Below are 20,666 nucleotides of genomic sequence, written 5' to 3' on the forward strand. Positions count from 1 at the left end.
TGCCCAGTATGAATAACACAATATACCAACCCTTTAAAAACTTCGATTTTAAGTATAAAAACTGCTTTTTAAGTGGTGATATCTTTACATCGCCGATTGAAGAAATCAATGTATTGCCTGCATGGTTACTGAAAGTGGCTAACTTTAGTGGCGAAGAGCAGATTAAGCTGCTTGATGAAAGTGTAAGGTCATATAATACTTTAAAGGTTCCTTGTAGTACCGAGGTTTTTACTCAGTTTATCCAACCTCTGGAAGATAAAATTGCTAATGCCTTTGCCAAAGGTTATGCTGGCGTATCTCAGTTGGATGAAGTGGATCTTTTTAAATGGATAGGTAAGTTTATGTACAGCCTTATTTATATAGAAATGAATGCTGCTGTTCGTTTACAACAATTAAGTGATGATGGAGTAAACATGTCGCAAGGGCTAATGCACAAGTTTGGCAACCTCAATACCATGATCCAGCGTATTTACCGGGAGGTGGTGTTCGAAAATTTTACACCCTGGTCTATTGTTGTTGTTCCGCTCGAAGATAAGGACACCCCTTTTAGCTTCAGAGATGAGATCAATACCCTTACTTTCTCTTTAAAACTTAAAGATTTTGGCATCATTGCCTGCTTGCAGGACAATGGTACCAATAAAAAATACCATCAGGAGTTGTTAGATCAAATCGGAAATGCCCCTTTGTCTGCACCTCAGTTTGAAGAGCTATGTGCAAGGTTCTATTATTCTGCATACTTGTTTAACCGTCTGCCCGAATATGCTGTTATGCCTGTAGAAGGAGCAATATATATGGATGCAATGCCGCTTAGAGGCACTTTAAATAAGCCTCTGTTTGATCACTGGCAGCACAAAACCTATGCACAGGTATTACAGGATTTTTGGAAACCATGGGGGCATACCCTGTTCGAAATCATTAAAGATCCTACTAAGCCAATGAGTTATTTCGATCCTGCATCATTGCCGGAAACACATTAACCGATCTTAGCGAGTAACTGATTCAGGAAATGTGGGATTGCTCCCGGAACAATAAGCACCGTAACAATTAGGCCCGTTAGTGCGCCAAAAAAGTGTGCATCGTGATTAATGTTGTCTCTGGAGTGATTGGAGGCATAAACACAGTAAACCAGGTATAATGGCCCAAAAATAATTGCCCAGATAGGTATTGGTATCGGGAATATGATCATCGAAGAGAAAGGCTGAAATAGAATAAAGCTAAACAATACCGCACTGATGGCACCCGAAGCTCCCAGACTATTGTACCACATGTCGTTTTTGTGTTTAATAACTGAAGGGATATCGCTAAATATCAGTCCGCAAATATATATGGTTGCAAATTGCCATGATCCTATCATTGCTTCCAATTGAAAAGCAAAGAAGTAAAAAGTCATCATGTTAAAAATCAGATGCATCCAATCAGCATGGATTAGTCCGCTGGTAATTAAAGTATACACTTTATATTTTCTCGAAACACTATAGGGGTGCAGCATAAATTTGCCGTACAAATCATGGTTGCTAAACGCATAAATACTGGTTACAAGGGTTAGCAGGAAGATGATAGAAGCAACGGGGGTATGATTTAAGTATTCCATTCTATTATTAATATAGTGTTTTTGTAGAAAGTCCTACAGATCCGAAATGGTACTTCAGGCCGATCGAAAAGTAGGTATAAATATCGGGGTTACCGCTTTTAAATTTTAAAGGAGAGTCATCATATCCATCCAAACCTTCGCCCAACGTAATATTGGTCTGATAATTAAAATTGATGCCATATTTGGAATATCCATACCTATCCATAAAGTTAAAGGCGATACCCACGTTTAGCGGAATCAACAGGTCGTTGGAACTATCCTTTCCTGGAAAGATATATCCTGAGCCATCCGGTTTTTCTCTAACCACAAAACGCATCTTGTTCATCACTACCCCTGCGCCCGCACCAACATAAAGGCCTTTTATAGCATTGGCGAAACTGTTACGCTGGTAGTTAATCAATGCGCCAAGAGAGATCTTCCCATTAATTGCAAAGGCTTTATAGCTGTTTATAAACTGGCGGTTATTGGGGTCGGTGTTAACATCTCCACCATTGATCTCACCCATTTGTCCCTCTAACCCAAGGCTCACAAAAGGAGTGAAGAGATAATCAAATGCGCCATAGCCGGCAAAACCATAGTCATGCTTGGCTAAATCTGCGAAAGATTGTGTAGCCCCGGCCCCGGCGCCTATTGTCATTTTATAAAAATTGGATTGTGCGTTGGCATTTAAACAAAGTAAGAGTGCCATTAACGATGTTAAAATTGGTTTCAAACGGTTCTTGGTTTAAGTATGTAGGCAAAACTATAATCTTTATATAACTTTGTAGTTTTATAAGAGTATGCTAAAATATATAAATAAAAACAAATCCCTTCAAAACAGGTTCATAAAATACGTGCAGATCGATACACAATCAGATCCACAATCCCCAACTGTTCCTTCAACAGAAAAGCAAAAGAATTTAGGTAAGGTTCTGGTTGCTGAATTGCTTGAAATTGGCGTTGCTGATGCACATTTAGATGAGTACGGTTACGTATATGCAACCATTCCCGCCAATACAGATAAGAAAGTTCCGGTAATTTGTTTCTGCTCGCACATGGATACTTCTCCTGATTGTAGTGGCTATAATGTAAAGCCGATTATTCATGAGAACTACCAGGGACAGGATTTAGTGCTGCCGGATGACAATTCTGTAGTCTTAAAAATGAAAGAACACCACGATCTGAAAGACCAGATTGGAAATGATATCATCACTGCAAGTGGTACAACTTTGCTTGGCGCTGATAATAAAGCGGGATTGGCCGAGATTATGGAAGCGGCAGCGTTTTTAATGCAGAATCCTGAATTTAAGCATGGAACAATCAAAATCTTATTTACTCCGGATGAGGAAATTGGTCGTGGTGTAGATAAAGTGGATCTGGAAAAGTTAGGTGCTGATTTTGGTTATACCATTGATGGTGAAACATTAGGGTCTATTGAAGATGAAACTTTCTCGGCAGATGGTGCAGTATTGACCATTAAAGGTGTAAGTGCACACCCTGGTTTTGCTAAAGGTAAAATGGAAAGTGCGATTAAGATATTATCAGACGTGATCAGTTCGTTGCCTGCAGACTGTCTTTCGCCCGAATCAACAGAATTAAAAGAAGGTTTTATTCACCCGGTAACTATCGGTGGAAATGTAGAGCAGGCCGAGGCCCGTTTTATCCTTCGTGCATTTAATGATGAAGAATTGGCCGCCAATGGCGAATTGTTGGATGCTACCGTGCAAAATATTATAGAAGATTTTCCTAATGCTTCTTACGAATTGAAGATCACCCAACAATACCGTAATATGAAACAGGTGTTGGATAAGCATCCTCAAATTATAGAGATCGGTATTGAAGCTATAAAACGTGCAGGAATTACACCTAAGCAACAAAGCATCAGAGGAGGTACCGATGGATCTCGTCTGTCATTTATGGGCTTGCCTTGTCCCAACATCTTTGCCGGAGAGCATGCTTTCCACGGTAAGCAAGAGTGGGCATCTGTACAGGATATGGAAAAAGCGGTCGAAACGATCGTGAATATCGCTGCCATCTGGGAAGAGAAAGCGTAAAATATAGGATTATTATTTGGCAAGCGTTAGTCTTGCCAAATATTGATCTGAATCGTCTTCGAAGATGATCTCAGTATGCCACCCTGTTTGTTTGGCAATATCAATAAGTGTCTTCTGATCTACATAGATCCACTTAAACCAATTGCCTTTTACACTTTTGTATTCATACCTAAAGCTGACTTCGCCAAAGTATCCGTTTTCAGGAAATGGGATTTCCAGATACAAATACGACAGGTCGGAACTATCGAAAACCAACTGACCATCTTTATTGATTAAGCTTTTGACATGTTTTAAAAAGGCTTTCAGTCCGGGAAGCGATCCTGTAAGGCCGATCCCGTTCATCATAAACAAAAGGGTGTCATATTTCTTATCCCCCTCAGGAATTTTATAAGCCAGGATATTTCCTTCCATGGCTTGTTTCAGCCCACGTTGTTTCATTATGGTTACCGCTGCTGCGGAGATGTCCATACCTGTAATATCAAATCCTCTTTTTTGGAGCACTAAAGCATGGCTGCCTACGCCGGCACCTACATCCAGCACTTTGCCTTTGCAAAGATCCAGTGCCTTAAGCTCAAGATCAGGCATTTCCTGCTCGTCTCTGAAGTAAATGTCAACTGGCATTTCCTCCGGTTCGTCATAAGAATTATGCACCCATAAGGTTTCTGCCGGTGGTTTTATAAACTGATCTTTTAAAGCTTCTCCAAAAACATCCATGCCACAAAGATAGAAAAGAGATTGCTTTACAACTCAAACTCTTGATGATATTCCGGAATAGAAACGTTTTTAAAACCTGCATTGCGTACCCTTTCAGCAAATTTCAGCTGCACATCGTACTCACCGTGAACCAGAAATAACTGTTTAACCTTTGCCGGGTTCTGCACGGAAAGAAACTTTAATAAATCTTCATAATCGCCATGTGCGCTCATGGATTTAATAGATCTAACCTCAGCAATTACATCATAATCCTGTCCAAACAGCCAAACTCTTTTTTGTCCGGCCATTAAGCGGCCGGCAAGGGAGCCGGGACTGGCATATCCCACCATTAGAATGGTGTTTTTTTGATCACTGATATTGTTTTTAATGTGATGTCTTACTCGTCCACCCTCGGCCATGCCGGATGAAGATATAATCACACAAGGCTGCGGATCGTCATTTAGCGCTTTGGACTCCTCTACGCTTTCAATAAATCTTAAGCCTTTAAAGTCGAAGATGTCATGGTCTACCTTCAGCACCTCTTTAACTCCATTGTTGTATACCTCTGGGTGGTTTTTTAGTACTTGAGTTGCCTCCATAGAAAGCGGGCTATCCACATAATAAGGGATATTGGGTAGTTGACCTTTTAATTCGAGCGAGTTTAGGGCATATAGTAACTCCTGCGTGCGACCAACGCTAAATGCCGGGATGACAATTTTGCCTTTCTTTTCTAAGCAAGTCTGCGTAATGATCTCCAACAATAGGTTTTCGATAGGGGCAACCTCGGTATGCAAGGAATCGCCATAAGTAGATTCTATAAGGATGTAGTCGGCCTGTGGAAAGGTATGAGGACTTTTTAACAGCAAGTCACCATAACGGCCTACATCTCCACTAAAAGTAATGCGGGTTTCTTTATCGTCTTCGTTGATCCGTAAATGTACAGCTGCACTACCTACAATGTGGCCAGCATCGGTAAGCCTAACCATAACATTGGAATCGATGTCAAAATCCTGATTGTAAGGTATGGTTTTGAACTGGCTAATAGTTTGGTGGACATCCTTGTCTGTATACAGTGGTACTACCGGGTTTTCCGGGTGCCTGTTTTTTTTGTTTGCGTACTCTGCATCCTGCATCTGGATCTTTGCCGAATCGAGCATTAGGATTGCGGCCAGGTCTTTTGTAGCAGATGTGCAATAAATGGTGCCACTAAAACCTTCGGCTACCAAACGAGGTAGCAGTCCGCAATGGTCTATATGTGCGTGCGACAAAATGAGGTAAGTAACTTTAGCCGGGTTAAATCCGAAAGATTCATTTAGCTGTTCGGTTATATCGCCCATACCCTGAAAAAGGCCGCAGTCCAATAATATTTTAGTTCCGTTATTTAAAGTGACCAGGTGTTTACTACCCGTTACAGCACGCGCTGCCCCATGAAATGCAATCTTCATTCAGTTAAATTAGGCTCTTACTTTTGAAATAGTGTCTTTTACGTGATCTGTTACATCAGCCAGTTTTTCTTTAGAAGCATCTAAAATGTCACAAAACCAATCCGATATTTTATCTTTTACATCTTCACCTTTATCTGTTGATAAGATTAAAGCGATTGCAGCGCCTAAAGCAGCCCCGGCCAATACCCCTGCGATTATTTTAGTTTCTTTAGTCATTGTAATTTCTCCTTTTTTGATTGTTGATCAGCTATTAGGCTATTGTGTTGCCTAACATGTCCGTGTAAGATAAACAAAAATGAGGCAGAATAGTTCTTAATCGGACGGAATTTTTGAAGGCCGGCGCATGTTCAAATAAAATATTAAATTAATTTTTATAATAATGTGTGGTTTGTCTGAGCACTTTTAATTAAATTAAGGGAGAAGTCAGCGGTAGCTAAGAATCTTTCTTTTTGGAAGCGGTATACCTAAAACTGATTAAAGACAGCCAATGAAATAAAGAAATATAACAACATATCATTACTTCTTAAATGAGGTATTAATTTAAGAGTCTCGACAGCAAAATTTCTGACAAATGCAAGGACAGAGACAATAGATTAATGCCCATGACAATATTTGTTGTACTTTTGAAGGTGCACTATGGCGTCATGGGTTCTATTGTAAATCCGCTTTCCTGGGCCGTCAGAAAGCCTTGCTGTCCGGTATTTAGAACTTGCTATAGTTGCACTTTCGTTTTATTTTATAAATAGACGAACACCCACTGAGGCTTCCCTAAATTTCGATTGAGACTCATTTTAAGGTTTAAACTAAAAAAATGAGGATATGATTAACAATGATGAATACTTCCAAAGTAGGCCAAAGGGCACCGAAAAAGAGCTAAAAGCATTGGCTCTTGATACAATAGAACTTTTTTTCGAAGCGTATGATCTTGATGAAAGTCAGGACTTATTATGGCAAATTCTGAAACAGAGTTTCGTTAACCCCTTTTCTACCTTAGATGTTAAGGAGCGAGCCAATTTGATCAGTTTCTACGAAAACCTTCATAGAGTGATTCTGGCTGCTAGTATTTTGCATAATGGCAGGATAAGTCAGGATGTTTGGAATTCGTAGCACAAAGTGTGGGGTTATTAATGGTGAGTTTTTGTTAGACAGTGTGATATCGCGTCTGCTATTGGTCTGCTATTCGACTGGTATTGGACTGGTATCATACTGCTTTTACCTGTTTGAGTTCAATCCTATAAGAGGTGTATTTTAGCTTTTGTAATTAATGACTAACCAGTAAGACTGAGATCCAGGAAGGGTAGGTAAGAGGATATAAAAGGAAACAGGGACGATCTTTCGAAACGTCCCTGCTATAAAGATGGTTGATCCACCACAGACCAACCTAAACCAAACAAACTGCAACTATAACGGCGAATGTTGTAGAAAAGTTTTTGGGTGAAAAAATAAAAACATTTCGATGACAAAAGGAAGAAATATATGAAAACTCTGTATTCAATTATTTATGTGCAACCTTATTTACTTACTTTTTTAATATTGTGTTTAATAAACCAGAGGAAAGCTTTCCCGAAAAAAACTCCATTTTAACCCTCGTTGTATAATTATAGCGCTAAAAAATTATATAAAGATAAACTCTGTGTTGTTTTAATAAAAATATTATCTTTGAGTTTTCGCCATTTATAGATGTAAGATTATGACAGCCGTAGTTGGAATACTAAATAAACAAGCTGTAGCACTAGCAGCGGATAGTGCAGTAACTATTAGCGGGGTAAAAGGCAGAAAAATATTTAATAAAGCTAATAAGGTATTCACATTATCGAAATATCATCCAATTGGCGTTATGATATACAATTCGGCTTCTTTTATGTCAACTCCTTGGGAAACGATTATAAAGATGTATAGAAAACAACTTGGAGATAAATCTTGCGCCACTGTTAAAGCTTATCAGGAGGATTTTCTTAACTATTTAAGGTCAAAAGATTTTTTTACTACACCTGTAACACAACAGGTCTTTTTGAAAGATTTTGCGGAAATCATTGTAGGGGATGCGATCAGTGCTGTTGCTAGTAAAAATCAGATTTTACTTGAACAACCTACAGATGAAAATAAAGTTAGATTTTTAGCATTAGTAGAAGAAAATTTAATAGAACTTTCTGATTATTTTAATGCAGTAGATATTTGTCCGGAATTTATTGACTATGATTTTGATGCCTTTAAAGCGCATTCGAAGAATACTCTTGATGGACTCGTTGATAGTACGTTAAAGCAAAATGGTTTCGTGATTACTGATACTATTATTGAGGTGATAAATGCTGCAGTTTATGCAGTTCTGAAAGCTAAAGAAACAACAACAAGTTATACTGGTTTAATTTTTTCCGGTTTTGGAGAAGATGAGATCTATCCACAATTGATACCAATTAATATCTCTTTTGTAGTAGATAATAAAATTAGATATTATGTTGATGAAGATAGTGTCGCATGTATCACAACTAAAAATGATGGAGCAATTCGCCCATTTGCACAACAAGATGTTATTGATACTATTTTGAGTGGTATAGATCCTGAGCTGGATAGTACCTACCTGCAAAATTTTTCATCTATTTTTAAAAAATATAACGAAGTGATATTGCAAACGATAGGGGATAGTAATCCCCAGTTGAAGGCTCAGGTTGAAGCGTTGAATACAGATGTTTTACAGTCAGAATTTGCACAAATGAATAGTCTAATTAAGACAGAAAAATATATTGTACCCTTGATGAATGCAGTCTGTAGTCTTTCAAAAGAAGATTTGGCAGAAATGGCTGAGAGCTTGATATATTTGACATATTTAAAAAGAAGAATTACCTTTGCAGAAGAAAGTGTTGGTGGCCCTGTAGATGTTGCCATTATTTCAAAGGGTGATGGATTTGTCTGGATCAAAAGAAAACATTATTTTAATCCAGAATTGAACAAGCATTTTTTTGAAAACTACTTTAATAAATAAAATATGAGCATTACATTTTTCAATCCAGATTTATCACAGGCAAGATTCAATGTAAAAGATGTACTCTCCAGTTTTAGAAAACAGCCATTGGAAAAGGATCAAATCCGTGGTGATATGACTTCAGAAGAAATCTCGGAAGTAGTATCAGATAGGATAATAACAGTGATAAAGGAACAATTTGAGGTTGCCAAAAAGAATTTTGAAGCAAAAGAAGAAATGTAGAATTTTCTCTTCTCAAAAACGATTAATGGCCAGATGATCCCATCTGGCCATTTTAGTTATCAAAATAAATATCTCTTCAACTGTTTGGCAATTAAATATTTCTATCTATCTTTGCAGTCCCTAAAATTAGAGGGAATAAATAATTGTTAAACAAATTAAATACAAGCAAGTGAATACGTTAAGTTACAAAACTGTCTCTGCCAATGCAAAAACTGTTAACAAACAGTGGGTTGTTGTGGATGCTGAAGGCGAGATTTTGGGGCGCTTGTCATCGAAGATTGCTATGATCATCCGTGGTAAAAACAAGCCTGAGTATACCCCACACGTAGACTGCGGTGATAACGTTATCGTTATCAATGCAGACAAGATCAAGTTGACCGGAAATAAACTGAATGATAAAGTTTATATCTCTTACACTGGTTATCCAGGTGGTCAGCGTTTCATTTCTCCGAAAGAGTTAATGGCGAAACATCCTAAGCGTGTTATCGAGAAAGCCGTTCGTGGTATGTTACCTAAAACAAAACTTGGTGCTAAACTTTACACCAATCTTTTTGTTTATGCAGGTGCAGAACATCCTCATGCAGCGCAATCACCAAAAACCATTAAACTTTAATTAAAGAAGAAATGTCAGTTACTAACACTTCAGGAAGAAGAAAAACTGCAGTTGCTCGTATCTATTTAAAAGAAGGCAACGGCACAATTACCGTAAACGGTAAAGATCATAAAGAATATTTCCCAACATTGCCTTTACAATACATCGTTAACCAATCGTTCACAGTTTCTGAACTAGTTGGTCAGTATGATGTAACTGTAAATGTTGCCGGTGGTGGCGTAAAAGGTCAGGCAGAAGCTGTTCGTTTAGCTATTGCTAAAGCTATTGTTGAATTAGATGCTGAGAAAAAACCAGCATTACGCGCTAAAGGGTTAATGACCCGTGATATGCGTATGGTTGAACGTAAGAAACCAGGACGCAAGAAAGCACGTAAGAAATTCCAATTCAGTAAACGTTAATCTTAAGGAGACAAAACAATGGCAAGAACTACATATCAAGACTTACTGGATGCAGGTGTACACTTTGGTCACCTTACCCGTAAATGGAACCCAAAAATGGCCCCATACATTTTCATGGAGCGCAATGGTATCCACATTATAGATTTAAATAAAACTTTAACTAAAACTGAAGAAGCTGCTTCAGCAATCAAACAGATCGTTAAATCTGGTCGTAAGATTCTTTTCGTAGCTACTAAGAAACAAGCTAAAGAAATCGTTGCTGATCAAGCAAAAAAAGTAAACATGCCTTACGTAACTGAGCGTTGGTTAGGTGGTATGTTAACTAACTTTGCTACTGTTCGCAAGTCAATCAAAAAGATGGTTACCATCGATAAAATGACTAAAGACGGTACTTATTCGATTCTTTCTAAGAAAGAGCGTTTAATGATCCAACGTGAGCGTATCAAATTAGAAAGCTTATTAGGTGGTATCGCGGATTTAAACCGTTTACCAGCTGCTATCTTCTTAATTGACGTTAAAAAAGAGCACATCGCTGTTAGCGAAGCGTTGAAATTAAACATTCCAACTTTTGCAATGGTTGATACCAACTCTGATCCTTCAAACATCGATTTCCCAATTCCTGCGAATGATGATGCTACTAAATCTATCTCTTTAATTACTGATGTAATCATCAAAGCAATTGAAGAAGGTTTAGATGAGCGTAAACGTGAAAAAGACGAGGAAACTGAGAAAGAAGCTGTAGCTGCTAAAGCTGCTGCTGATGCTCCGGAAGCTGCTGCACCTGGTGCCAGAAGAAAGAAAGTTGAAGCTGATTCTGAAGAAGGTACAAGCGAAGAAGCTTAAATAATATAATTGGGTTGTGTATGGTGCGTTGCAGTTTATACTACAACAAGTCGTGCACAACCCATAATTTTTTGATAAAAACTTAAAAAGGAAATAAAATGTCTACAGTACAAATTTCTGCAGCTGATGTAAACAAATTGCGCCAACAAACTGGTGCTGGTATGATGGACTGCAAAAAAGCGTTAATCGAAGCTAATGGTGATTTCGAAGCTGCGGTTGATTATTTACGTAAAAAAGGTGCTAAAGTAGCGGCTTCTCGTCAGGATCGTGATTCTAACGAGGGTGTTGTTATTGCTAAGGCTACTGCTGATGGCAAACGTGGTGTAGTGGTTGAATTAAACTGCGAGACTGACTTTGTGGCTAAAAATGCTGATTTCGTTGCTTTGGCTAACAAATTTACTGATTTAGCTATCGATAGCAATCCTGCTTCATTAGAAGAACTTTTAGCTCTTGAAATTGACGGACAAAAAGTTTCTGATATCATCGTTGAGAACACTGGTAAAATCGGTGAGAAAATCGGTATCTCTAAATTCGAAACTGTTACAGGTGAAAAAGTTGTTCCTTATATCCACGGTAACTACCGTTTAGGTGTTTTGGTTGCTTTAAACCAAGCTGGTGAAGGTGTTGAAGAAGCTGGTAAAGACGTTGCTATGCAAATCGCTGCAATGAGCCCGGTTGCTTTAGATAAAGGTGATGTTGACGCTACAACTATTGAGCGTGAAACTGAAATCGCTAAAGAACAAATCCGCGCTGAAGGTAAACCAGAAGAAATGGTTGAGAAAATTGCTGCTGGTAAATTGAATAAATTCTACAAAGACAGTACTTTATTAAACCAGGAGTTTGTTAAAGATTCGTCTAAAGATGTACGTAAATTCTTAAATGATGTTTCTAACGGTTTAACTGTTGTTGCATTCAAACGCGTACAATTAGGAGCTTAATACTTAATTAATTTTTTTTAGAAGAGCCTTCTGTTTTCAGGAGGCTCTTTTTTTGTGCGCCGGGCATGGCGATCAACTCTAGGGTGTAAGTCCCGAGCCCACTTTGCAGTAGGAAGGGTTAGCCAATAGCAAGGGTGTCGCGGGTGACTGCGAATCTGAAGGAAGCTGGTGGCAAATATGGGGGCCTACGTACAGAAACTGTATATAAGGCGGGTTGATGTGGGTGATGTTGCAAAACAAACAGAAGCCCTATGCTGCACAGAACATCAACACGTAAATACAGAGGTCACATCCATAGAAAGTTGACCGCCTTACCCCGGGAGATCTGTCTATAGACTGTCAAAGGTATGCGCGAGTACCGGCGAAGAAACAATAATCAGAATAACAATGGTTACTTGGGATAGGCAGAAGTCAGCAGAAGTCGTAGTACTGTTTTTTTTTTAAACAGGAAGGACTGAATGTTAGAATGGCAAAGGAATCAAAACGTTTATGGCGAAACGTTCACAACTGAAACACGTAAGAGAACTGCCTGCGGGAGTATAGGCCGGAAGCTGAAAGTAAAACGCAGGAGGAGTTGAGTCTAGCTATGCAACTAATGAGCACAATGCCTGGAATTAGTTTTTTTTTAGTAGTATGCTTGAAGAAATATTAGACATCCGAAATGTACAAAAAGCCTTTCGGCAGGTTACTACCAATAAGGGTGCTGGGGGTATTGATGGTATGCAGACCGATGAACTTCGTGACTACCTCAATATCCACTGGCAAGCATTAAAGAGTGATATTTTAGCGGGTAATTATCGACCACAATCTGTACTTAAGGTAGAAATACCCAAAACGGGCGGTGGAACGAGAATTTTGGGCATCCCAACGGTAATCGACAGGCTGTTGCAACAGGCGATCTCTCAATGGTTGAGTCCTAAGTACGAGGGCGATTTTTCAGCAAACAGTTATGGGTTTCGCCCGGGTCGCAGTGCACATCAGGCGGTATTTCAGGGGCAGGTAAACCTCAATGCGGGTTATACCTGGGTTGTAGAAGTGGACTTGGAAAAGTTCTTTGATACGGTCAACCACGACAAGCTTATGAGCCTGTTATGGGTTAAGATCAAGGATAGGGGGACCTTAAAGCTTATTCGTGCTTACCTAAGTGGCGGTATGATGGATAATGGACTGGTTAGCCCCAGAAGAGAGGGTACGCCGCAAGGTAGTCCTTTGAGCCCTTTATTATCAAACATTATTCTGAATGAGCTAGATCAAATTCTGGAAGACCGGGGCCACCGTTTTGTACGTTACGCAGATGACTGTAGTATTTATGTGCGGAGCAGAAAATCGGCCTTCCGTGTTATGGCGGTTATGACAGGCTATTTGGAAGATAAGTTGAAACTCAAGGTCAACCGGGAGAAGAGCAAAGTAAGCCGACCATCTGGTAGCACGCTTTTAGGCTTTTCCTTTTATGGCTCCAAACAAGGATGGCAGATCCGGGTTGCGTCCAAATCTCTGAAAACGATAAAACAGAAGATAAGGGAACAAACCCAACGGAACCATTCGATTGCTACTAGTGAACGAATTTATAGACTAGAAAAGGTCATACGGGGCTGGGTAAATTACTTTTCTATAGCCAAAGCCAAAAATCAGTTACTTAGATTAGACGAAATGGTCCGTGTAAGGTTAAGAATGATCATTTGGAAACAGTGGAAGAAAGTATATATCCGTATTGGGAACCTAATTAAGTTGGGTATTTCAAGGGACAAAGCTTATGAATGGGCAAACAGTCGAAAATCTTATTGCAGAATTGCTCACAGCCCAATACTATGTCGGGTGCTAGACAATGCATACTTTACAAAGCTAAAGTATACGGGCTTTACCAACTACTATTACTGGAAAACTGAATACCAGAAGAAATTATTCTAACAAACCGCCGTATGCCGAACGGCACGTACGGTGGTGTAGGAGGACAGATAGCTAAATAATAGCTATCTTCCTACCTAATTGCTGAGAGTGTGAAGGGGATTATTTCCCTTTTCGTTTAAAGCCTATTTCTGGTCTTGGTTTATCCTCTTTTTCAATGAATTTACTTAGATAAGTAAACAGTATTTCTATTTTCTGATCCTGTTTAAGGAGCTTCTTTTCTACCTGTTCCACCAGCAATGATACGTCTTTATGGAGCAGTACCATTTCACGAATGCGGGTATAGATACGAATGATCTGAATGTTTACATGGATTGCCCGCTCACTGTTTAGCACGCTTGACAACATGGCAACGCCCTGTTCGGTAAAACAAAAAGGCATATAGCGTAATCCTTGTCGATCTTCTTTGGAGGTCACAAACTGTGACCTCCAATTCTCCAGCTCTTCTTTGTTCATCTCAAACATAAAGTCTTGTGGAAAACGTGTAATATTACGTCTTACTGCCTGTTTTAATACCTTGGTTTCAACTCCATAGAGTTCAGCAAGATCCCTATCCAACATCACTTTCTGATCCCGGATCACATAGATCTTGTTCATTACCGCTTCATCGGGTATGACTACAGCATTGGTTTGGTTATTTTTTAACGGCTATAGTGCGGGTTTTTCATCACCATAGGCTAAATCAGTATATTTGGCTTAACACAATACAATCGTATGATCGCAATAACCAATTGTAAGCTCTTTAAATCCGGTGTGCTGCTGACAGACCAATCTGTGCTAATTGAAAAAGGAAAAATTAGCCGTGTTTCTAATGAAGAAGTTCCTGCCGGATATACACAAATTGATGCCAGGGGTGATTTCCTTAGTCCTTCTTTTGTAGAACTTCAGATCTATGGTAGTGGCGGACAGCTTTTCTCTGCTTATCCCACAGCGGAAACATTACAGCAGATGGATGATGACCTGATCCGCAAGGGAACCACAGGTTTTTTGGCCTGCGTAGCTACCAACACCATGGAAATTGTTTATCAGGCCTTGGATGCTGCAAAGGCTTACCGCTCACAAGCCAAAGGCTTTTTGGGCTTGCATCTAGAAGGGCCTTACCTTAATCCTAAGCGTAGGGGTGCACATATTGAAGCTTACATCCATAAAGCGGAGCTTGATGAAGTGAAGCGTCTGCTGGACCATGCAGATGGCACTGTAAAGATGATGACACTGGCGGCTGAACTTCAGGATGATGCAGTGATCAATTATTTACTGGACAATGATGTGCTTTTGTCATTAGGACATAGTGATGCGAGTTTTGAACAAGCTACGGCTGCGTATAACAAAGGATTTAAAACGACTACACATTTGTTTAATGCCATGCCCGCAATTCATCACAGGGCTCCTAATTTGCCTGTAGCGGTATTTAATCATCCTGCTGCAATGGCAAGTATCATCGCCGATGGAAACCATGTGGATTTTGAAATGGTGAAGATGAGCCATAAGCTGATGAAAGACCGACTGTTTTTAATTACTGATGCTGTGACGGAATGTAACATTGGTCCTTATCAGCATCAGCTTTCGGGAGATAAATTTATTACACCTGATGGTACGCTTTCGGGATCAAACATTACCATGTTACAGGCTGTTGAGAACTGTGTACAACATTGTGATATCCCTTTACATGATGCCTTAAATATGGCTTCATCCTATCCTGCAAAGCTGATTGGACTTGCAGATAAAATAGGCTCATTAAACGTTGGTAATGATGCTGATTTGCTATTATTGACGCCTGAACTTAAGCTGAGTAAAGTTTTTGTGGGCGGTTTACACATTTGATCCCTCATTAATTAAAACAATTAGTTATTTTTGGAGCCATGAAATATAAACGGATCCTGTTAAAATTAAGTGGCGAATCGCTAATGGGCGAAAAGCAGTATGGTATTGATAATGAGGTGGTAAGGCAATATGCTGAAGACATTAAGGCAGTTCATGCTCAAGGTCTTGAAATAGCAATCGTTATTGGAGGTGGGAATATTTTTAGAGGTTTAAGTGCCGAAAAGTCCGGTATGGACCGTGCACAAGCCGATTATATGGGGATGTTGGCAACTGTAATCAACAGTATGGCCTTGCAAGATGCTTTAGAAAAAGTAGGCTTGAAAACGCGTTTACTTACTGCGATTAAAATGGAGCAAATCTGCGAACCTTTTATCCGCAGAAGAGCGGTACGTCACCTTGAAAAGGGGCGTGTGGTGATTTTTGGCGCCGGTACAGGTAACCCTTATTTCACGACAGATTCGGCAGCAGCATTACGCGCTATCGAGATAAAGGCAGATGTGGTATTGAAAGGAACACGTGTTGACGGAATTTATACTGCTGATCCGGAAAAGGACCCTAATGCCACCAAGTATTCTGAAATTTCCTTTAAAGAAGTTTACGCTAAAGGATTGAATGTGATGGATATGACGGCTTTTACACTTTGCGAAGAGAACAAATTACCGATTATCGTTTTTGATATGAATAAAACAGGTAATTTTATGAAAATCGCCAATGGCGATGGCATCGGTACGTTAGTTAAGAACTGATACTAATAAATTTTATATTTTTGGTTAAATTTTACAAAACATGAATGACCTCATAAAGAAACAATTACAAGATGCCCAGACAAACATGGACAAGGCTATTGACCATTGTGAAGCTGAATTGACTAAAATCCGTGCAGGAAAAGCTTCTGCAGGTATGTTAGACGGCATATTTGTAGATTATTATGGTAGTGCTACGGCTTTATCTCAGGTAGCAAGTATCAATACGCCAGATGCACGTACTTTGCTTGTTCAGCCTTGGGAAAAGAATATGTTAGTGCCAATAGAACGCGCTATTATGGAGGCCAATATTGGAATTAACCCTCAGAATGATGGTGTAGTAATTCGCCTGGTAGTTCCTCCATTGACTGAAGAACGCAGAAAAGAATTGGTTAAAAAGGTAAAAGAGGAAGCTGAGCGGGGTAAAATAACCATTCGTAACATCCGTAAAGATGCCAACGAAAAAATCAAAAAATTGAAAGGCGAAAGCATTTCTGATGACGAAATTAAAACCGGTGAAGGAGAAGTTCAGAAGATAACTGATGCTTATATCGTTAAAGTTGATAAACATACAGAAGCGAAAGAGAAAGATATCATGACCGTTTAGAAGTCGGATTATAATCTACTTGTAAATTAAAGGGAATGAGGATACTGCTTCATTCCCTTTTTTTATTTTTGATCCCTCAAAACAAAACTTATCGATGAATTTACTGCTTGAATATCTGAAGAACTATAAATGGATAGTGGTTTTAGCCCTTGTATTGGCTGCTATTAATATAGGATTCTCTTTATTAGATCCTTACATTACAGGTAGAATTGTAGACCGTTTTATCGAAAAGAAAGATGTGTTGGGAAGAAGCGAGTTCATCTGGGGAGTACTTGGGTTTGTTGGTTTGGGGGTTGGTGCAGCCATGGTATCCAGGATTGCCAAGAACTTTCAGGATTATTTTACCAGCATCATTGTTCAGAAGGTAGGAGCAGAAATGTATGCAGATGGTTTAAAACACTCGTTGGAACTACCTTATCAGGTCTTTGAAGATCAACGTAGTGGTGAGACTCTGGGTATACTACAGAAGGTACGTCTGGATTCGGAAAAGTTCATCACTTCTTTTATCAGCATTTTATTTGTCAGCCTGATAGGAATGATTTTTGTAATCGTTTACTCAGTTTCGGTGAGTTATAAAGTTACCTTAATTTACTTCTCTGCAATCCCAATCATTAGTTTTGTGAGCTGGTTCTTGAGTCGTAAAATTAAAACTATACAAAAAAGTATTGTGGCTGAAACAACTGCTTTGGCGGGTTCCACCACAGAATCATTAAGAAACATTGAACTGGTTAAAAGCTTAGGATTAGCTAATCAGGAAATAGAGCGTTTAAATAAAACAACGTATAAAATACTTGGTCTTGAGCTTAGAAAGGTAAAGTATGTGCGGAGTATGAGCTTTGTACAGGGTACTACGGTTAATTTTGTACGAAGCAGTATGGTTGTGGTTTTACTGATCCTTATTTTTGAAAAGACCATTTCTCCAGGACAGTATTTTTCTTTCCTGTTTTATTCATTCTTCCTTTTTGGTCCATTGCAGGAACTTGGTAATGTAATTCTCTCATGGCGGGAGGCCGAGGTTTCTTTGGGCAATTTTAAGCGGATTTTAAGCACACCAATTGATCAGAAGCCGCTTAATCCGGTTAAGCTGGAAAAGATTACCAAATTGGCTTTTGAGAATGTTAATTTTAAACACTTAACAGGTAAGTTCAATGCATTAACCGACATCAACTTTAGTACCCATAATGGGGAGACTATTGCTTTTGTAGGCCCTTCGGGTTCTGGAAAAACAACGTTGGTTAAACTGTTGGTTGGACTTTATCAGCCTATGGAGGGTGATGTGCTTTACAATGATACTTCAAGCAGACAGATTGACCTTGATTTATTAAGGGAGAAAATAGGTTTTGTAACTCAGGATACACAATTGTTCTCTGGAACAATCAGAGAAAATTTACAGTTTGTAAGACCGGGCGCTACAGATGAAGAATGTATGCGGGTATTGCAACAGGCCGCTTGTAATAATCTATTGGCAAGAGCAGATAACGGCCTGGATACCGTAATTGGTGAGGGTGGAGTAAAAGTATCGGGAGGTGAAAAGCAACGTTTATCGATAGCGAGAGCACTTTTGCGTAAGCCGGATATTTTGGTGTTTGATGAAGCGACATCTTCTTTGGATTCTTTAACAGAAGAGGAAATCACTGCTACCATTCGTGATATTTCGGAGCAAACCAATCACATCACGATATTAATTGCGCACAGGTTATCGACGATTAAACATGCCGACCGGATTTTTGTACTGGAAAAGGGCCACATTATTGAACAGGGTAGGCACGAAGATCTATTGTTGTTAAATGGCTTGTATTATGCCATGTGGAGACAACAGATCGGTGAGCGCCTGACAACGGTTTAAACCTTTTGTTCGTTTATCTCATTAAGGCTTAATTTTATTAAGCCTTTTGTTTTTAGATAGGTAACGCCGGCAATAAAGATGGTCATGCTGCCTCCAAATACTACTGCAGGTACGGTACGCATCAGCTTTGCGGTTAAGCCCGATTCGAAGGCTCCAATCTCATTGGATGAACCAATAAACATACTATTTACAGCAGATACCCGGCCTCGCATTTCATCTGGGGTTAGCAGCTGCATAATGGTAGACCGTATCACGACGCTGATACTATCAAATGCACCTTCCATAAACAGGAACATGAGGGTAAGGTAAAAGTTTTTGGATAGACCGTAGCAGATAATGCTGGTGCCAAATCCAGTAACAGCAATCAGCAGGTTACGCCATGGTTTGTTCATCGGCGAAAAGCGAGTCATCACCAACATGGTAATCACAGCGCCGATTGATGCTGCCGCACGCATAAATCCTAAGCCTTCTGAGCCGACTTTAAGTATGTCTTCGGCAAATACAGGTAGGAGGGACACAGCGCCGCCAAAAAAGACGGAAAATAGGTCTAAGCTCATTGCCCATAACATCATTTTGTTTTTAAATACGAATTGCACGCCTTCAGTAAGACTCTTTACAATACTTTCTTTAGGGATATAGGTGGGCTTATGCTGTTTTAAAAAGAAAATGCAGATAAACGCAATTGCTATAAATGTAATGATGATGATGTAAGTTATGGTAATGCCGTAAAAGGCATAAATTAATCCGCCAGCTGCAGGGGCCAAAATAGAGGCCAATTGCCAACTGGAGCTGGTCCAGGTACTTGAATTTGGGTATAGTTTTTTAGGAACAATCGACGCCATTATCGAGAAAGAGGTTGGACTAAAAAAACCGCGGGCTATGCCAATCCCGAAGATCATGCAATACATAATTGGCACAATATAGCTGGTTGGTATATAAACATGCATTTGCTTAGTGGTAACCACCATCATCACCACTGAACACAAGAATACACCGGTAAATATTTTAAAGAGCAATCCTCTTTTTTCAGACTTGTCGGCTATATAGCCGCCGTATAGGGAAATACCAATGGCTGGTATGGCTTCGCAGAGGCCAATTAATCCAAGTGCAAGTGGGTCTTTGGTGAGGTAATAGATGTGAAAGCCAATAATTACGGCTTGCATCTGATAAGCAAAAGTAAAGAAGAAACGCATTCCAAGGTATGATCGGAATTCTCTGTAACGCAAAGCTGCGAAAGGATCGGGTTTCTCTATAGGTGGTATATGGTCTTCCAACAGAAAAGTATTTTAAACAAATGTATGCCATCAACCTGCAATAACATACATTTATTTAAAAAAGTATCTACATGATCTTGTCATAAAAGTCAAGATAAGCTGTACGCATATCTTCGGCCTGATTTATGGCAGCGGAAGCAGCGATCCCGAAAATCCCGGTATTCATTAAAGGATCTATGTCGCTGATGGTAATACCGCCAACAGCAAGCACGGGTAGGTCGATATTCAGCTTTTTTAATTCTGCCATTGCATTTTGGTAACCCGATACACCCAGTAATGGGGAATTATTGGGCTTGGTGGTTGTGGTATAAAATGGGCCAAAACCTGCGTAATCTGCACCTTCAGCAGCCAGTCTGATTAAGCCTTGCAGCGTAGTGGCAGAACCACCAATGGTTACTGCTTCGCCCAGTTGCTCACGTAGTTTTACAAAGTCGGCATCAAAATCTTCGATATGAAAACCCTGAATGTCGGCTTTGCCGTTTAAATGTATATGATCTGTGACGATCAGGGTAGCTCCCCAATCGTCACAGATTTCTGCAATGGCATGAATATCCTGAAGCAATTCATCATCATTTTTGGTTAGGCAGCGGTATTGTATCCATTTTGCTCCGGCAGAGCAGGCAATTTGTGCCTGTTCGATATGGCTTAGCTTTTGGATATCGTGCGTAATAAAATGGAGTTTTTCAATAAACTTTTTCATGATGGACTGCTGTT

General features: G+C 39.5%; 22 protein-coding genes. 14 read left to right on the forward strand and 8 right to left on the reverse strand.

Going from position 1 to position 20,666, the window contains the following annotated elements:
* Window positions 1–8 precede the first annotated feature (8 nt).
* On the forward strand, window positions 9–977 hold the full coding sequence (locus P0Y49_21920; GenBank protein WEK19435.1) for a hypothetical protein: 969 nt from the start codon (window positions 9–11) through the stop codon (window positions 975–977).
* Here the strand turns inward: P0Y49_21920 and P0Y49_21925 are convergent.
* The gene (locus P0Y49_21925) at window positions 974–1,591 is read right to left on the reverse strand and encodes a rhomboid family intramembrane serine protease (GenBank protein ID WEK19436.1); all 618 of its coding nucleotides are present in this window, start codon (window positions 1,589–1,591) and stop codon (window positions 974–976) included. The genes P0Y49_21920 and P0Y49_21925 overlap by 4 nt on opposite strands.
* Window positions 1,592–1,598: 7 nt before the next feature.
* Entirely contained in the window at window positions 1,599–2,303 is a 705-nt protein-coding gene (locus P0Y49_21930; GenBank protein ID WEK19437.1) for an outer membrane beta-barrel protein, read from the reverse strand.
* A gap of 67 nt (window positions 2,304–2,370) precedes the next feature.
* Between P0Y49_21930 and pepT the strand changes: the two genes are divergently transcribed.
* The gene (pepT, locus tag P0Y49_21935; protein ID WEK19438.1) at window positions 2,371–3,624 is read left to right on the forward strand and encodes a peptidase T; all 1,254 of its coding nucleotides are present in this window, start codon (window positions 2,371–2,373) and stop codon (window positions 3,622–3,624) included.
* A gap of 12 nt (window positions 3,625–3,636) precedes the next feature.
* Here the strand turns inward: pepT and P0Y49_21940 are convergent, their stop codons facing one another.
* From P0Y49_21940 to P0Y49_21950, 3 genes are read right to left on the reverse strand one after another with little or no spacing between them, the layout of a single operon-like run.
* Window positions 3,637–4,338 carry a class I SAM-dependent methyltransferase gene (locus tag P0Y49_21940; protein ID WEK19439.1) on the reverse strand — a complete coding sequence of 234 codons (702 nt, stop codon included), beginning with the start codon at window positions 4,336–4,338 and terminating at the stop codon, window positions 3,637–3,639.
* A 26-nt stretch (window positions 4,339–4,364) separates the two neighbouring features.
* Window positions 4,365–5,762, reverse strand: a complete 1,398-nt coding sequence (locus P0Y49_21945; protein WEK19440.1) for an MBL fold metallo-hydrolase — start codon at window positions 5,760–5,762, stop codon at window positions 4,365–4,367.
* A gap of 9 nt (window positions 5,763–5,771) precedes the next feature.
* Entirely contained in the window at window positions 5,772–5,978 is a 207-nt protein-coding gene (locus P0Y49_21950; GenBank protein WEK19441.1) for a YtxH domain-containing protein, read from the reverse strand.
* 603 nt (window positions 5,979–6,581) lie between these two features.
* On the opposite strand from P0Y49_21950, the gene P0Y49_21955 reads away from it, so the two are divergent.
* From P0Y49_21955 to ltrA, 8 genes are all read left to right on the forward strand, one after another.
* Complete coding sequence (locus tag P0Y49_21955) at window positions 6,582–6,869, forward strand: hypothetical protein (protein ID WEK19442.1); 288 nt, start codon at window positions 6,582–6,584, stop codon at window positions 6,867–6,869.
* Between the two features lie 583 nt (window positions 6,870–7,452).
* Window positions 7,453–8,742 carry a hypothetical protein gene (locus P0Y49_21960; protein ID WEK19443.1) on the forward strand — a complete coding sequence of 430 codons (1,290 nt, stop codon included), beginning with the start codon at window positions 7,453–7,455 and terminating at the stop codon, window positions 8,740–8,742.
* 3 nt (window positions 8,743–8,745) lie between these two features.
* Window positions 8,746–8,964, forward strand: coding sequence for a hypothetical protein (locus tag P0Y49_21965; protein ID WEK19444.1), 219 nt, complete (start codon window positions 8,746–8,748; stop codon window positions 8,962–8,964).
* Between the two features lie 169 nt (window positions 8,965–9,133).
* The gene (gene rplM / locus P0Y49_21970; protein WEK19445.1) at window positions 9,134–9,577 is read left to right on the forward strand and encodes a 50S ribosomal protein L13; all 444 of its coding nucleotides are present in this window, start codon (window positions 9,134–9,136) and stop codon (window positions 9,575–9,577) included.
* An 11-nt stretch (window positions 9,578–9,588) separates the two neighbouring features.
* A complete protein-coding gene (rpsI, locus tag P0Y49_21975; protein ID WEK19446.1) occupies window positions 9,589–9,975 on the forward strand; it encodes a 30S ribosomal protein S9 in 387 nt (128 codons plus the stop codon).
* Between the two features lie 18 nt (window positions 9,976–9,993).
* Window positions 9,994–10,818 (forward strand): 30S ribosomal protein S2, encoded by an 825-nt coding sequence (gene rpsB, locus P0Y49_21980; protein ID WEK19447.1) that lies wholly within the window; start codon window positions 9,994–9,996, stop codon window positions 10,816–10,818.
* Between the two features lie 98 nt (window positions 10,819–10,916).
* Window positions 10,917–11,756: a translation elongation factor Ts gene (tsf, locus tag P0Y49_21985; protein ID WEK19448.1), complete on the forward strand. Its 840-nt coding sequence runs from the start codon at window positions 10,917–10,919 to the stop codon at window positions 11,754–11,756.
* Window positions 11,757–12,389: 633 nt separating this feature from the next.
* Window positions 12,390–13,664: a group II intron reverse transcriptase/maturase gene (gene ltrA / locus P0Y49_21990; protein WEK19449.1), complete on the forward strand. Its 1,275-nt coding sequence runs from the start codon at window positions 12,390–12,392 to the stop codon at window positions 13,662–13,664.
* A gap of 99 nt (window positions 13,665–13,763) precedes the next feature.
* Here the strand turns inward: ltrA and P0Y49_21995 are convergent, their stop codons facing one another.
* Entirely contained in the window at window positions 13,764–14,258 is a 495-nt protein-coding gene (locus P0Y49_21995) for an ORF6N domain-containing protein (GenBank protein ID WEK19450.1), read from the reverse strand.
* A gap of 117 nt (window positions 14,259–14,375) precedes the next feature.
* On the opposite strand from P0Y49_21995, the gene nagA reads away from it, so the two are divergent.
* The 4 genes from nagA to P0Y49_22015 all read left to right on the forward strand — a co-directional run bounded on the left by nagA (window position 14,376) and on the right by P0Y49_22015 (window position 18,678).
* On the forward strand, window positions 14,376–15,482 hold the full coding sequence (nagA, locus tag P0Y49_22000; protein ID WEK19451.1) for an N-acetylglucosamine-6-phosphate deacetylase: 1,107 nt from the start codon (window positions 14,376–14,378) through the stop codon (window positions 15,480–15,482).
* A 38-nt stretch (window positions 15,483–15,520) separates the two neighbouring features.
* Window positions 15,521–16,228 (forward strand): UMP kinase, encoded by a 708-nt coding sequence (gene pyrH, locus P0Y49_22005; GenBank protein ID WEK19452.1) that lies wholly within the window; start codon window positions 15,521–15,523, stop codon window positions 16,226–16,228.
* Window positions 16,229–16,268: 40 nt separating this feature from the next.
* A complete protein-coding gene (gene frr, locus P0Y49_22010; protein WEK19453.1) occupies window positions 16,269–16,832 on the forward strand; it encodes a ribosome recycling factor in 564 nt (187 codons plus the stop codon).
* 94 nt (window positions 16,833–16,926) lie between these two features.
* Window positions 16,927–18,678, forward strand: a complete 1,752-nt coding sequence (locus tag P0Y49_22015) for an ABC transporter ATP-binding protein (protein ID WEK19454.1) — start codon at window positions 16,927–16,929, stop codon at window positions 18,676–18,678.
* Here the strand turns inward: P0Y49_22015 and P0Y49_22020 are convergent.
* Together P0Y49_22020 and P0Y49_22025 are read right to left on the reverse strand one after the other, a co-directional pair.
* Complete coding sequence (locus P0Y49_22020) at window positions 18,675–19,952, reverse strand: MFS transporter (GenBank protein WEK19455.1); 1,278 nt, start codon at window positions 19,950–19,952, stop codon at window positions 18,675–18,677. The genes P0Y49_22015 and P0Y49_22020 overlap by 4 nt on opposite strands.
* A 67-nt stretch (window positions 19,953–20,019) precedes the next feature.
* Window positions 20,020–20,652, reverse strand: a complete 633-nt coding sequence (locus tag P0Y49_22025; protein ID WEK19456.1) for a thiamine phosphate synthase — start codon at window positions 20,650–20,652, stop codon at window positions 20,020–20,022.
* Window positions 20,653–20,666: the final 14 nt, after the last annotated feature.

This window comes from Candidatus Pedobacter colombiensis (assembly GCA_029202485.1).
Classification (GTDB): domain Bacteria; phylum Bacteroidota; class Bacteroidia; order Sphingobacteriales; family Sphingobacteriaceae; genus Pedobacter; species Pedobacter colombiensis.